This is a genomic window from uncultured Xanthomarina sp., assembly GCF_963971605.1.
GTDB classification, from domain to species: Bacteria; Bacteroidota; Bacteroidia; order Flavobacteriales; family Flavobacteriaceae; genus Xanthomarina; species Xanthomarina gelatinilytica.
Genome location: NZ_CAXATZ010000002.1, coordinates 121,993 through 135,627, shown reverse-complemented (window position 1 = coordinate 135,627; position 13,635 = coordinate 121,993). Strand labels below are relative to the sequence as shown.

The 13,635-nt window shown below is 34.6% G+C and carries 13 protein-coding genes; 6 read left to right on the top strand and 7 right to left on the bottom strand.

Annotated elements, in window-relative coordinates; genetic code table 11:
* Nucleotides 1–85: 85 nt before the first annotated feature.
* The 6 genes from ruvX to mazG all read left to right on the top strand — a co-directional run bounded on the left by ruvX (nt 86) and on the right by mazG (nt 3,896).
* Nucleotides 86–496: a Holliday junction resolvase RuvX gene (ruvX, locus tag AACY93_RS01725; RefSeq protein ID WP_286853385.1), complete on the top strand. Its 411-nt coding sequence runs from the start codon at nt 86–88 to the stop codon at nt 494–496.
* Nucleotides 497–652: 156 nt separating this feature from the next.
* Nucleotides 653–1,246: a T9SS type A sorting domain-containing protein gene (locus tag AACY93_RS01720; RefSeq protein WP_286853387.1), complete on the top strand. Its 594-nt coding sequence runs from the start codon at nt 653–655 to the stop codon at nt 1,244–1,246.
* A 341-nt stretch (nt 1,247–1,587) separates the two neighbouring features.
* Nucleotides 1,588–1,830 (top strand): hypothetical protein, encoded by a 243-nt coding sequence (locus tag AACY93_RS01715; protein ID WP_007650225.1) that lies wholly within the window; start codon nt 1,588–1,590, stop codon nt 1,828–1,830.
* Between the two features lie 111 nt (nt 1,831–1,941).
* Nucleotides 1,942–2,532: a peptide deformylase gene (def, locus tag AACY93_RS01710; RefSeq protein WP_007650226.1), complete on the top strand. Its 591-nt coding sequence runs from the start codon at nt 1,942–1,944 to the stop codon at nt 2,530–2,532.
* Nucleotides 2,533–2,585: 53 nt separating this feature from the next.
* Nucleotides 2,586–3,005 carry a DUF5606 domain-containing protein gene (locus tag AACY93_RS01705; protein WP_007650227.1) on the top strand — a complete coding sequence of 140 codons (420 nt, stop codon included), beginning with the start codon at nt 2,586–2,588 and terminating at the stop codon, nt 3,003–3,005.
* Between the two features lie 117 nt (nt 3,006–3,122).
* Nucleotides 3,123–3,896 (top strand): nucleoside triphosphate pyrophosphohydrolase, encoded by a 774-nt coding sequence (mazG, locus tag AACY93_RS01700; RefSeq protein ID WP_286853388.1) that lies wholly within the window; start codon nt 3,123–3,125, stop codon nt 3,894–3,896.
* 256 nt (nt 3,897–4,152) lie between these two features.
* Here the strand turns inward: mazG and AACY93_RS01695 are convergent, their stop codons facing one another.
* The 7 genes from AACY93_RS01695 to AACY93_RS01665 all read right to left on the bottom strand — a co-directional run bounded on the left by AACY93_RS01695 (nt 4,153) and on the right by AACY93_RS01665 (nt 13,493).
* Nucleotides 4,153–6,075, bottom strand: coding sequence for a DUF349 domain-containing protein (locus tag AACY93_RS01695; protein WP_286853389.1), 1,923 nt, complete (start codon nt 6,073–6,075; stop codon nt 4,153–4,155).
* 101 nt (nt 6,076–6,176) lie between these two features.
* Nucleotides 6,177–6,914 carry a shikimate dehydrogenase gene (locus tag AACY93_RS01690; protein WP_286853390.1) on the bottom strand — a complete coding sequence of 246 codons (738 nt, stop codon included), beginning with the start codon at nt 6,912–6,914 and terminating at the stop codon, nt 6,177–6,179.
* On the bottom strand, nt 6,907–7,926 hold the full coding sequence (locus tag AACY93_RS01685) for a DUF368 domain-containing protein (RefSeq protein WP_007650231.1): 1,020 nt from the start codon (nt 7,924–7,926) through the stop codon (nt 6,907–6,909). The genes AACY93_RS01690 and AACY93_RS01685 overlap by 8 nt, the downstream gene beginning before the upstream one ends.
* On the bottom strand, nt 7,927–8,937 hold the full coding sequence (locus tag AACY93_RS01680) for a DUF368 domain-containing protein (RefSeq protein WP_286853392.1): 1,011 nt from the start codon (nt 8,935–8,937) through the stop codon (nt 7,927–7,929).
* Nucleotides 8,938–8,994: 57 nt separating this feature from the next.
* Nucleotides 8,995–10,380, bottom strand: a complete 1,386-nt coding sequence (locus AACY93_RS01675) for a tetratricopeptide repeat protein (protein ID WP_286853393.1) — start codon at nt 10,378–10,380, stop codon at nt 8,995–8,997.
* A 138-nt stretch (nt 10,381–10,518) separates the two neighbouring features.
* Nucleotides 10,519–11,709: an aspartate aminotransferase family protein gene (locus AACY93_RS01670; RefSeq protein ID WP_286853394.1), complete on the bottom strand. Its 1,191-nt coding sequence runs from the start codon at nt 11,707–11,709 to the stop codon at nt 10,519–10,521.
* A gap of 2 nt (nt 11,710–11,711) precedes the next feature.
* Complete coding sequence (locus AACY93_RS01665; RefSeq protein ID WP_286853395.1) at nt 11,712–13,493, bottom strand: OstA-like protein; 1,782 nt, start codon at nt 13,491–13,493, stop codon at nt 11,712–11,714.
* Between the last annotated feature and the right edge of the window lie 142 nt (nt 13,494–13,635).

Genomic DNA, 13,635 nt, shown 5'->3' with positions numbered 1-13,635 from the left:
ATAAAAACCCATTTAGAAGCCTACAGAAAACCACGAATTAAAAAGAGTTGGCTTGTCATGTCTTTTTAAATGTTAACTTTGTCCCATGGGAAGAATTTTGGCCATTGATTTTGGGAAAGTGAGAACAGGAATAGCTGTTACAGATGAATTGCAACTTATTGCATCTGGTCTTGAAACAGTTGCCACAAAAGATTTGATTACCTTTTTAAAAAACTACATAGCTACAGAACAAGTGGAGTTATTTGTAGTAGGTGAGCCCAAACAAATGAATAATGAACCTTCTGAAAGTGAGGCTCTCATCATTCCGTTTCTTGAAAAATTAACAAAAGCGTTCCCTAAAATTCCAATTGAAAGAGTTGATGAAAGATTTACTTCAAAAATGGCTTTTCAAACCATGATAGATAGTGGCTTGTCGAAAAAGAAACGTAAAAATAAAGCTCTGGTAGATGAGATAAGTGCTACCTTAATCCTTCAAAGTTACCTGTATTCCAAATAAAAACAGCCTTAAACCTCCTTTAAACAGTGCATTTTACCGATTATATTTGCAGGTTTATTCAATTTGTCGTTATTTAATTTCAGTTTAACTAAATCTTTTAAATCACATTTATCGCAAGTATATATTTGCTTCATAATAATCCCAAATACGAAACTTATGAAACATTACTACTTATTTTTATTGACGGCATTGACTTTGTTTGGTTTTAACCAGGCCAATGCACAATTTTGTCCTCCAACTGGTTTTACAAACGGATCATCCTTGTACTTTTTTTACAGTCCTAGTGGACCAACATGTGGTGAAAGACCAACAACGGTTATGGTTGGAACCAGTGAATTCAATTTGATGGTTTGTGAAAGCGCTTATGCCATTTACGATTTAACCTCTGGAAGCCCTATAGCAAATATCAATTACTTTGTGGCCGATTTTGGCGTGGGAACCTGTGAGTATACCAATGGCGATTTAACACAGGAAACCTTATCCATTGGCGAAGTGGACCAAGTGGTGAAATCCACGAAGGTTTTTCCTAATCCGTTGGTCTCTGGCAACAGCATTCATTTGATGTTTGGTTCCTATTTAAGTGGAACAGCGAGTATGTACGATATTACTGGTAAAAAAGTACTTAGCTTGAATATAGATAATGTAAGCCGAAAGGAAATAAACGCATCTGCGTTAACTAATGGTGTTTACTTGCTTAAAATTGAAGCAGGATCTTCTACCATAACCAAGAAAGTGATTATAATGAAATAACAGCTTTAAGCTTTTTTAAATAGAAACTCCTTTTCAATTGAAAAGGAGTTTTTTTATGTCCATCAGTTTAATTTCAAATAGACTGAAAATATTAAAAAAAACAAGTATTGCATACCAATGGAAAATCTCTTAGGAACATGTTTTTAAGCTGTTAACCAATTTGTTGCGAGTATTGATTTATCGATAAAAAACCAATTGTAAAGGTTTATGGGCAGTACGTTTATCGATGAAACACATACCTTTATCATATCATCGATTATACGTTGGCTTTCAACAAATTTATTCTTTTTATACCGTTTGTCGAATATATATTTGTCCTGTCACAAGAAAACAATTACGACATGAAACCATTTTTGATTTTAATTTTTGTAGCCCTTTTAAGTACATTTAATAGCCATGCACAAAACCAAGTTGAGACACAACCTGTTATAACAGAAGTTGTTTTGAATGCAGCTACTGTTCATGAGGATGATGCAAACAATGTTGCTGCAAAAAAGAAAGATATCTTAAATGCGAAAATCAATTCCAAATTAAAAGGCGAAGTAGATCTGTTCTTTATTGCCGATAAAAGCAAAATGTGCTAATATTCTTTTTATAAATTCGAGGTTAAAACTCCTTTTCAATTGAAAAGGAGTTTTTTTATATATCTAAATTAAAGATTGTATTTTTGCAGTGAATTTTTCAAAAAACATAAAATGATATTACCTATTGTAGCCTATGGCGATCCTGTGTTAAAGAAATTGGGAGAAGAGATCAACAAAGATTATCCAAACCTAAAGGAGCTTATAGATAACATGTACGAAACCATGGATGGTGCTTATGGCGTTGGATTGGCTGCACCACAAATTGGGCTGCCAATAAGATTGTTTATTGTGGACACCTCTCCTTTTGCTGAAGACGAAGCTTTGTCTCCAGAAGAACAAAAAGAACTAAAAGCTTTTAAGCGTACCTTTATAAACGCACAAATAATAAATGAAGAAGGTGATGAATGGGCTTTTAATGAAGGTTGTTTAAGCATTCCAGACGTGAGGGAAGATGTTTTTAGAAAACCTACCATCACCATCACATATGTTGATGAAAACTTTGAAAAACATACCGAAACCTTTACAGGATTAATTGCTAGGGTTATTCAGCATGAATACGATCATATAGAAGGGATCTTGTTTACAGATAAACTATCCACCTTAAAAAAACGTTTAATAAAAGGAAAACTGGCCAACATTTCCAAAGGAAAAATTAGTGTGGATTACAGAATGCGTTTTCCTAACCAAAAAAAGAAACGATAATATTTGTTTTAATATAACAAACGTAGCATATTTGCGCTCCTTAAAAAGTAATTATGAGTTTAGAAAAAGTATTAGCCATTTCGGGAAAACCAGGATTGTATAAGTTAATTACACAAACACGTGGTGGATTTATTGCAGAATCTTTATTGGATAAAAAAAGACTATCTGTAAACATTCATCAAAACGTAAGCGTGTTAAGTGAAATCGCTATCTATACCTTAACCGAAGAAGTGCCTTTACGCGAGGTTTTTAAAAAGATTAAAGAAAAAGAAAACGGAAACCAAACACCAATCAATCATAAAGATAGTAAAGAGGCTTTGGAAGAATATTTCTTTGAAGTTTTGCCAGATTATGACGAAGATCGCGTGTATGCAAGCGATATCAAAAAAGTGGTGCAATGGTATAATTTACTTCATAAACACGATATGTTGGACTTTGAGGTAGATGAAACTGTTTCCAACGAAGAAGAATAATAAGCATATACCAATTTTAAATCACAATTAAAAATCTAGCCATCATGCTGGATTTTTTTTGTTTTTGCAAATCCAGTAAATCCCTTTAAATATTGTAATTTTATCAAAACATCACACATGAACTCCAGAGAAGACCAACTAAAAGCTTTCGATCGTTTATTGACCATCATGAACGAATTAAGGGAACAATGTCCTTGGGACCGGAAACAAACCATGCAAAGTTTAAGACACCTTACCATTGAAGAAACGTATGAGCTAGGGGATGCCATTCTGGACAACGATTTAAACGAAGTAAAAAAAGAACTTGGTGATGTCCTCTTGCATATAGTGTTTTACTCTAAAATAGGAAGTGAAACCAAGCATTTTGATATTGCAGATGTTTGTAACACTATTTGCGACAAATTAATTGACAGACATCCACATATATATAGTGATGTTGTGGTTGAAGATGAAGAGGACGTTAAGCGTAATTGGGAAAAATTAAAGCTGAAGGAAGGCAAAACCAGCGTATTGGAAGGAGTTCCAAAGAGTTTGCCTGCTCTGGTAAAGGCCAACAGAATTCAAGATAAAGTGGCTGGCGTAGGTTTTGATTGGGAACAGCCAAACCAAGTTTGGGAAAAAGTAGAGGAGGAGCTAAATGAATTTAAGCAGGAGGTCCAAAAAGGTGATAAAGAAGCCATGGAAAATGAATTTGGAGATGTGTTGTTTTCTATGGTAAATTATGCCAGGTTTTTAAAAATCAATCCTGAAAATGCTCTGGAACGAACCAATAAAAAATTTTCAAAACGGTTTCAATATCTAGAAGCGAAAGCAAAGACTTTAAAAAAAGATTTAAAAGACATGACCTTATCTGAAATGGATGTATTTTGGGAAGAAGCTAAAAAAAAGTAATAAATTTTAAATCTTGTAATCCAAAATAACATCCTGTGCGTATATATAGTAATTGAATGGCACTTTTATATCATAAGTAGTAGATTAATAGCTTAAATTCTTACCTTTTAAAGGTCATTCAAAAAAATAAGTAGGTTATTTTTTAGTTGGGAAAAAAATAACTGTTTAGTTAGTTTAGTTAGATTAAATCCTATTTGCCAAATAAGTTTTCTTATTTGAACAAATAGGATTTAATGTTTTTAGTTGCCTTATAGATTTAATATAATTCTTTGATTTTGCTCAATTTGGTTTTCCAAAGTGCTAAAGTGTCTTTGTGTTTTTGAATGTTGTCTATCACTTCCTTTACCAACGGATTGCTTTCATCAACATTAGTGAAAAACTGTAAATTGTTTTCCAACTGATTGATTTCGCTTTTCACTTCCTTGATCTTTTTGCTTATAAAAGAGCGTTCGTTATCCAAGTGTCTAGTGTCTTCAGCATTGTTTAAAACTTCCAGTTTGTTGTCGAATTTAATAAGTTCGGCTTCTGTCTTGTTTAGTTTTAAACTTTTAAAATAGCTATCCAAGGTTTTGTTTAGTTTTCCTTCAATATATCTTTTGCTGGAAGGAACATTGCCAATGGATTTCCATTTGTCTATATGCGTTTTTATGGTCTCCAAATCGGTTTCTTTGTTTCCGGAAAGTTCCAGGTTTTTTATCTCTTCCAGTAGTTTCACTTTAGCTTCATAAGCTTCAAACTCTTCTTTGTTGGCTTCGTTTTTGGCTGCATGTAGCTTATCGAAATAATGGTTGCAAGCTGTTTTAAATTGGTTCCAGATTTTATCGCTGTTTTTTCTGGGAACATGACCTATTTTTTTCCAGTCGCTTTGAATTTTCTTCATTAATGGAGTGGTAGCCTCAAAGTCGTCACTGTCTTTATTGTCTTCAGCGATTTTTATGAGATCTAATTTCTTCTGAAGGTTTTCGTACTGGTCTTTTTTAAGGTTTTTATAATAGGCGTTTTTCTTTTTGTTGAAATTTCTAACAGCTGTTTTAAAGGCAGCCCATGTGGCTTCGTTAACCTTGATGGGAACTTTTCCTGCACCAAAAAACTCGTTGCGTAAGGCTTCAACTTCCTTGATTTTTTTCTGCCATTCGTTATGTGTTTTTGCGCCTTTTTCTGCAAGAACTTTAATATTCTCTATAATGGCCTGTTTGGTCTCTAGGTTTTTTTCGTATTCCTTGTCCAGTTGTTCAAAGTACACCTGACGCTTGTCGTGAATTTTTTTTGTGGCAGCTTTAAAGCGTTTCCATATGTCTTCCCTATATTCTTTATCTACAGGACCAAGCTCTTCTTTCCACATTTTATGTAAAACTTGCAATTCCCTAAAGGCCCTATTTAAATCGTTGTCTTGAGCCAACTCTTCGGCACGCTCAATAATTTTTAGTTTTTGCTCCAGATTATGCTTAAAATCCAAATCCCTTAAATCGCGATTTAAATGAAGGAAATCGTAAAAAATTTCTACATGATGATGGTAACTGTTCCAAGCATTGTTGTATTTGTCTCTAGGGATTGGTCCAGCATTTCGCCACCTTTCCTGCAAATCTTTAAAATGTTTGTAGGTGGTGTTTATGTTTTCCTCAACGTTAATAAGGCCTTTAATCTCTTCAATAATCTCCAATCTTTCAGCTAAATTGTCCTTAAGGCTTTTTTCCAAACTTTTATAGTGTGCATTAAGTTTGGTTCGGTATTCTTTTATAGTGTCTTTGTATCTTTTTTGAATAGGGTTGGAGTAGAAAAAATCTATTTCGTTACCACCATCGTTTAAGAATTCTTCCTTTTTTTCTTCTAAAAGTGTGCTGAATTTTGATTTGAATTCACTTCTAATGTCTTCTACATGAGATTTTATAGCTTGAACCTTATGGGTTTTTACAAGCTGCTCCAATTCGTCTACAAGCTCTTCCAAAGACATTTTATCATAGTCCTTTTTAACTATGGAATGTCTATCTGCACTTCCTTCATCTTCAGCATCTTCAGCGTTGGATTCCTCTATTTCAGAAATTACCTTATCATCGTTTTCTGGGTCTTCGTGTTTGTCTGTAATTTCTTGTGTTGTTGTTTTAGAATCTTCCGGGTTTGCTGTTGAAACTGTTGATTCTTTCTTTCCGTCTGCTTCTTGCAGGTTATCTTGCTCTGACATTTTTGTAAAATGTTTGGTTCGTAAAAAAATACTCTAGCGTTAAAGATAATAACAACTGCAATATTTACAAAGGCTTCGTATATATTTTATGTAAATAACATTTAGCTGTTCCAGATTTCCCAAGCTTTATTGGCTTGAAAAATAAGCATCTGTAGACCGTTGATGGTAGTGGCTTTTTTTGCTTTTCCAAGTTGGAGAAATTTGGTCTGCTCGGGATTGTAAATTAAATCGTATAGAATGTGTTTGCTGCTTAAGGCTTGATATGGAATTTTGGGACAGTCATCTATGTTTGGATGTGTGCCTAAAGGCGTGCAGTTAATAACAATAAGATGGTTCTGTATATCGCTTTCACTTAACGATGTGTATGTGATTGGATGCGTATCTGAAGAATTTCTTGAAACAAAAGTATAAGCAATATCCAGTTTTTTTAAAGCAAAAGCTATGGCCTTGCTGGCTCCTCCAGTTCCTAAAATTAGGGCTTTTTGGTGATGAGGTTCCAAAACAGGTTCCAGTGTTTTTTTAAAGCCATACCAATCGGTATTGTACCCTTTTAATTTACCGTTTTTGCAGATTTTTATGGTGTTAACTGCGCCAATTTCCTGCGCTTCTTTATTTAAGGAGTCTAAAAAAGGGATGATGGCTTCTTTATATGGAATGGTCACGTTCAGTCCTTTTAAATCTGGATTGCTTTTTAAGATTTTTGGAAATTCCTGAATATTTTGGAGGTCAAAATTTTCGTAAGAAGCATTCAATAATGCCTCATTTTGAAATTTATTTTTAAAATACGTCTTGGAAAACGAGTAAGAAATGTTTTTTCCTATTAAGCCAAATCTATCCATTTGTTTTTCTGGTTTTCTTCCCATAAACCTCCAAAGCCAAAACTATAATAATTCCAAGGATGATGTAGCCTATGGCCATATACGTATTGTTATGGAGTTCTGGTATGTAACGTGTGTAATTTTCAATGATTTTATGTCCAGTTGTGTCTAGTATAAACTCTCCGTCCATATTGGTTTTAAAAATGGTTTTTTTCCAAGGCCAGACCACACCAAGCGAACCAATGATAAAACCTATAATGGTTGAAATAGTTATGCTTTTATAATGCTTTAAAATATAATTTAAAATATGAGAGAAAGTTACCAAACCAACTACAGACCCAATGGTGAAAACAGCCAAAACCTTCAACATTCTTAAGCGTTCCAAATTGTTTATAAAACTAAAATCGCCAGTTATTAATTCGGCAAAGGTATCGTAAAGTGCATTTACCGAGTCGACCAATAGTAAAACATAGTTGCCTAGAAGAATCAAAATAAAAGAACCTGAAAATCCTGGTAAGGTCATCCCAGACACACTGATAATGCCACAAAAGAAAACAAACAGTAGGTTATCGTTTTCTGTGGCAGGATCCAAAAAACTAATCCCAAGACCCAAAACAATCCCAATAACCAAAGATATATAGGTTTTATAATTCCAATCCTTAAAATCTTTGCTTATGTAATAAATAGAGCCTACAATCATTCCAAAAAACACACTCCAAACGTACAGTTCGTAATGGGTAATTAAATAGTCCAGTATTTTGGATACGCTAAAATAGCTAACAACCATTCCTAGGAAAAGTAAACTTAAAAAACGACCATTTATATATTGAAAGAAACTTTTAAACCTACCATTGATCAACAGTTTAAAAGCCTTGCCATTCACTTTTTGAAGGGAATATATAAATTCCTCATAAAAACCAGCCACAAAAGCCACAACGCCACCAGAGACTCCAGGTACTTTGTTGGCAGCTCCCATGCCTAATCCTTTTAAGATTAGAAATATCTTATCCTTAAATGTTCTGGTGCTCTGCATTTAAGCTTTTTTGTTTCCTATTTTTTCAAGAATAAAAATAGTTAAAAAACCTGCAACTATAAGTACAATGGCGGCAATTAATTGCGAACTTTCACCATTGTTGATGGAAGAATAGACAAATGGAGACACACTTTCTTCTGTAACAATTTTGTAAGATTCAAAATCATTTATTTGCTGTTGATACACTGATAAGGACCCTAAATTGGAAATATTGGAAAATGGAACAGCTTGGCCAGTGGTATCGTTTAAAACCATAATGGATTTTTTCCATGGCCATATTTTATTTAATGAGCCCACTATAAAGCCAGTTAATAAAGCCAAAGTGGTATTGTGATAGTGCTTAAAAAGCCATTTTAAAACACGGCTAAAACTTAAAAGTCCCACAACGGCTCCAACGCCAAAAATGGCAATACGTTTAAAATCCCAATCGTGTATGGCATCGCTTAAGGTCTTGTAAGCTCCCAAAATAACCAAAATAAAAGAGCCAGAAATTCCTGGTAAAATCATGGCACAAATGGCTATGGCTCCTGCCAAAAATAAAAACAGTGGATTGCTGTTGCTGGCCATGGATGGCAATGTGGTTACATAATAGGCCGCAAACGCACCAATAATAAGGGATATTATTGTGGCTAAACTCCATTTTTTTATTTGTTTGCCCACAAAGAAAATACTGGCAATGATTAGTCCAAAAAAGAAAGACCAAATTAAAACAGGATGTTCTTCAATAAGATATTTGGCCAGTCGCATAAAAGAGGCAAAACTGGTTAAAATACCAATTAACAAGGCTAAAATAAAATTACCGTTTAAGGCTTTCCAAAAAGTTTTAAATCCATCTTGCCTTAAGGTTTTAATTAGGGAAATATTCACATTGCTTATGGTGGAAATAAGCTCCTCATAGATGCCGGAAATTAAGGCAATGGTTCCTCCAGAAACTCCTGGAACGGCATCTGCAGCTCCCATGGCAACACCTTTTAAGGTTATAAGGAAATAGTCTTTAAAACGTCTTTGCATGCTTCAGTTATTAAAAGAGACCCAAAGGTATGTAAATAAAGTTAGACGTTTTTACTATTATTTGGATTTAAGCAAGTTTTTAATTTGTCTTTTTTTATAGACTTTAGGAAAGAGCTCTTCCAGTATAAATGCATACTCTACATTAAAGGACAGCCCGTTTTTTAAATGATATTCGCCTTTTTCGGTTTCATTTAAAGTGAAATATAATCCAGCCAACCTGTATTCAATTTCGGCATTCTCTGGATAAAATTCCGATGCTTGTAGAAAATTGTAAACAGCAGCTTCCGGTTCACCAAGTTTCAATAAAATATCGCCTCTTACCAACCAAGTTTCCAATTCGTAGTTACCCAGTTCCAAAGCTTTTTTGTAGCCTCTTTCGGCTTCTTCCAAAAGGTTTAACCTGAAATTTAATTGCGCATACAGTTTCCAATAGATTACATTTTCAGAATCGATATTGATTGCTTTATTGATGTAATAAAGTGATTTTTTGTAATTACCTTTTTTGTTGTAATATTTTGTAATGGCAATCCATCCTTTATCCAATAAAGGATCTTCTTTTACTGTTTTGGTATAATACTGAATGGCTAATTCGTCTTGATCCAATTTTTCGTAACAGTGACCAATTCTCAATAAGGCAAATGACGTTGCGTCATCCAGTTTCAATGTTAAGGAATAAGCCTCTAAGGCATCTTCATAGCGTTTTAGTTTTTCCAGCACTTTTCCTTTTTCCAAATAGGCTCCAACAAAGGTGTCATCGGAAATGATGGCAAACTCAAAGGCTGCCAAGGCTTTTTCGTGTTCTTTTAATGCGTAATATTGTTTTCCCAACTGATGCCAAGCCACTTCGCAATATGGGTTTTTATTCAAAAAGGTGTTAAGGTAGTCTATGGCTTCATCGTATTGGTCCAAGAACTCGAAGCAATAAATCATGTTGTACAGCGCAGAATAGTCCTCCATATCTTCTTCCATACATTTCATAAAGTAATATTTGGCATCTTCAAATTTATCCAGGAACAAGTATTCCATACCTATTAAGGAATAAATGTCCTGAACATCGTCTGTAAGTTCCAGGGCTTTTTTTAAGACATGAATGGCTTTTTTGTGATGGTCCTTTTTTGAAAGGATATTGGCTTTTTGGATATATATTTCCTCGTTGCGAGGTTCTAACTCATAAAGTTCGTTCAATAAGGTATCTGCTTCTTCCAGCTTGTCTTCAAAAACATAAATTTCAATTTTAAAAAGTTTTAAATTGGTGGAATCAGGATGCTGCTCCAATCCTAATTTAATGGCTTTTTTGGCTAGTGAAATTTTACCTTGTGTGAGGTAATGGTGAATGATATTCTCAAATTCTTCTGAATCGAAAAACAACACATGGTTTGTTTTTAACATCGATTCAAATTTCGTTAGAGGTAAATTATTGTTGTCGTTGGGACTAAACTCCATAAGCACATTTATATGGTTTATAGTACTTAAATGTAACGTACTAATTGATTTTTATGATAAAATTGCTTAAATGTTTTTAACAAAGTAATGAACACTTTTGCGAATAAGCTTGTTTTTTATTGATTTTCAGATAGTTGTTTAGCTGTGTTTTTCTTGAATTTTATCCAAAACCTTTAAAATAATCTGACAACCTTTGATGATTTCTTCTTTTGTAATGGTTAAAGGAGGTGTTATTCTAATGGCTTTAGGCTCAAAAAGTAACCAAAACAGGATGAGACCTTCGTCCTGACAGGCTAAAATAACTTGGTTTGTGATATCTGCTGAAGGTGTTATGGCTGCAAGCATTAAGCCTTTGCCACGTATGTCTAGAATAAGTGGATGCGCTAAATGTTTTCTAAATAACTGCTCCTTTTCAAGGGTTTGCGCCATTAAATCGCTTTTGGTGACTTCCTTTAAAGTTGCCAAGGCAGCAGCAGCTATTACAGGATGACCACCAAACGTGGTAATGTGTCCTAATTTAGGTTTATCTTGAAGTAAGTCCATTAATTTTCCAGATGCTGTAAAAGCACCAATAGGCATACCTCCACCTAAACCTTTTCCGGTAACCAAGATATCTGGGACACAATTGTAATGTTCAAAACCAAACAGTTTTCCAGTTCTACCAATTCCAGGTTGGATTTCATCTAAAATCAATAAGGCTCCAACTTTATCGCAACGTTCCCTTACTTTTTCTAAATAATGATTTTTAGGTTCTATAAATCCGGCACCACCTTGTATGGTTTCTAAAATAACTCCAGCTGTTTTTTTTGTGATTTTAGATAGGTCTTCTTCGTTGTTAAATTCCATAAAGGACACATCAGGCAAGAGAGGTCTAAAGGCTCTTTTGCGCTCTTCGTAACCCATAACACTCATGGAGCCCATGGTATTTCCATGATAAGCGTTTTTTGCTGAAACAATGCCACTTCTGCCTGTTGCTCTTTTGGCTAATTTTAAAGCACCTTCAATGGCTTCGGTACCAGAATTGGTTAAATAGGTTTTTTCTAAATTGTTAGGTAAATTTTTTGCCAAAAATTTGGCGAGTTCCACAGCTGGTTCCTGTATGTATTCACCATAAACCATAACATGCAAGTATTGGTCCAATTGCTCTTTAATGGCAGCAACCACTTTAGGATGTCCATGGCCTAAGGTACAAGCCGAAACACCTGCAACAAAATCCAGATAGGCCTTGTTGTTAACATCATAAATATAGGATCCTTTGGCATGAGAAACTTTCATGGCCAATGGATGTGGTGATGTTTGTGCTTGGTATTTTAAAAAATCTTCAGCCATAGTTAATTTTCAGATGCTTCCATTAAGGGTTTGGGTTTTTCTTTTTTTTGTTGCATGCTGTCCAAAATACGTTGAGGTAGGTGTCTAGATGCTTTAGAGCGTTTCTTTTTATTGTTCTTTTGTTTGTTTTTGACATCTTTACTTGCTTTGGGCTGCTCTGCTTTTTCGGCTTTTTCAATACGGCCAATCATGCTCTCGTCAAAAAACTCTTCCTGTGGCACATAATCTTCCAACCCCTTAATAACTGGTAAATTTAAAGGAGGATCGTCGCTAAACAAGTCTTCCACACTTTTAGGTCGTTCGTCCTCTCGCCAATCAAAACCTCTAAGCTTTCTGGCATTTTTTGGGAACTCAGATTCAGGATAGGTTTTAGCATCAATTTGATTGTAGCGGTTGTATTGCTCAATGTCTCCATCTGCAAAAAAGATGGAAATGCTTCCGGATTTAGCCTTGTCTATGCCAAAAAGTTCCTGCTCATCATTTCTGGCAAAAAAGATGGATTCAGCATTCTTAATAATGTCCACTTGCCTTAAATTGTTTTTTTCGTCAAACAGTCCTACCAGTCTTTTTCCTGAAATCTGATTGTAACTGTCTTCGCTTATGGTGTCTTTGCTTATTAAAAAGGCATCATAAAACACAATTAAGGAGTCTAGTTTTTCTGTTTTGGGATTCGATTTAATATGAATGGTATCTCCAGTCATTTGGTTTCCTAAATTCCAGATTATTGGTCTTCGTTTAACGGCAAAGGCATCTTTTGGGGACAGTCTGGATAGATTGATAAGCTGTGTCAAACCTGTTTGGTGGTCAATGTGTATGGAATCGGCTTTACCACTCATGTCAGATTTGTACATTTTAGTGTTTCTAAATGCTCTGGTAATTCTTTTGTCTGGTTTTCCTGTGACCATTAAAGTATCTGCATGCACATAAATGGAATCGTTTTGCTGCACTGAGATGGCCAAGGCTCTTTTGGTAATAAAAACAGAGTCTTTGTCCTTGTATACTTCGGCATAATGCCCTTTAATGATGCTTTTGTTAATGGTATCCGTTACTGTAATGTTGTTGGTTGCAGAAGCAAAGCTTCTAGTATTGTCAAAATACATGCTGTCGCCTTCAAAAACCCGATTATCGTATTCTATCTTGGTTTTTTTAACACCATAACCTTGTTTGTTTTCGGTATCATAAAACCCTTTTTCACAATAGGTTTTGCTATCATCGGTTACAATGGTCGAAGGTCCATATAAATAAGCATAACCACTTTCTGAATAAAAATCCAAATGTTTGGTGTTGATTTTATAGTCAGGATGTGTTAACACCACGTTGTTAACAAACTGGTATTTTTTAGCATCCATATAATAACGACCAATCTTACTGGTAATGGTGCCAGAAGAATCGCGAACCACTTGTCCACCTGTTTTATAGTAGGATTGTTGCTTGACACGATCAAAATACAACGTGTCTGTGGTAAGCGTGGAATTAGGTTCTGTAAGGACCACGTTTCCACTAGCAAAAGCCAATTTGGTTTTGCCACTGTACTCCACATACTTGGCTGTCATGTTAATGGTGTCTCCTTGAACCATTTTAACATTGCCATAAGCTTCAATAAAATCTTCGTTACTGTAAAGTAGTGCTTGGTCACAATACATATTTACACCTTCGTGAAGCACATGTATTTGTTGCGAATCGTCGCGAGTCATGACTTTTAAACCAGGAGCTTCTTCTTCCTTAAACTCCAGAAATCCAGAGTATTTAATCTCAATACGTTTTTGTTCTTGGGCAAAAGACATACCAAAGAATAAAAGGCATAAGAAAAAGCTAAGTAAGTTCTGACTTGGTTGTTGCAACATCTTAAATTTTGTCCAAAAATAATGATTAATATCTTCTGTTGTGTGGCATTAAGATATTTTTAATAGAAAAACCTATCAAGAT

Bases quoted from the DNA above. Each gene is read 5' to 3' on its own strand.
- AACY93_RS01680 (WP_286853392.1), bottom strand. From the start codon at position 8,937: ATGCAAAGACGTTTTAAAGACTATTTCCTTATAACCTTAAAAGGTGTT.
- def (WP_007650226.1), top strand. From the start codon at position 1,942: ATGATATTACCTATTGTAGCCTATGGCGATCCTGTGTTAAAGAAATTG.
- AACY93_RS01720 (WP_286853387.1), top strand. From the start codon at position 653: ATGAAACATTACTACTTATTTTTATTGACGGCATTGACTTTGTTTGGT.
- mazG (WP_286853388.1), top strand. From the start codon at position 3,123: ATGAACTCCAGAGAAGACCAACTAAAAGCTTTCGATCGTTTATTGACC.
- AACY93_RS01705 (WP_007650227.1), top strand. From the start codon at position 2,586: ATGAGTTTAGAAAAAGTATTAGCCATTTCGGGAAAACCAGGATTGTAT.
- AACY93_RS01670 (WP_286853394.1), bottom strand. From the start codon at position 11,709: ATGGCTGAAGATTTTTTAAAATACCAAGCACAAACATCACCACATCCA.
- AACY93_RS01675 (WP_286853393.1), bottom strand. From the start codon at position 10,380: ATGGAGTTTAGTCCCAACGACAACAATAATTTACCTCTAACGAAATTT.
- AACY93_RS01665 (WP_286853395.1), bottom strand. From the start codon at position 13,493: ATGTCTTTTGCCCAAGAACAAAAACGTATTGAGATTAAATACTCTGGA.
- AACY93_RS01715 (WP_007650225.1), top strand. From the start codon at position 1,588: ATGAAACCATTTTTGATTTTAATTTTTGTAGCCCTTTTAAGTACATTT.
- ruvX (WP_286853385.1), top strand. From the start codon at position 86: ATGGGAAGAATTTTGGCCATTGATTTTGGGAAAGTGAGAACAGGAATA.
- AACY93_RS01695 (WP_286853389.1), bottom strand. From the start codon at position 6,075: ATGTCAGAGCAAGATAACCTGCAAGAAGCAGACGGAAAGAAAGAATCA.
- AACY93_RS01685 (WP_007650231.1), bottom strand. From the start codon at position 7,926: ATGCAGAGCACCAGAACATTTAAGGATAAGATATTTCTAATCTTAAAA.
- AACY93_RS01690 (WP_286853390.1), bottom strand. From the start codon at position 6,914: ATGGATAGATTTGGCTTAATAGGAAAAAACATTTCTTACTCGTTTTCC.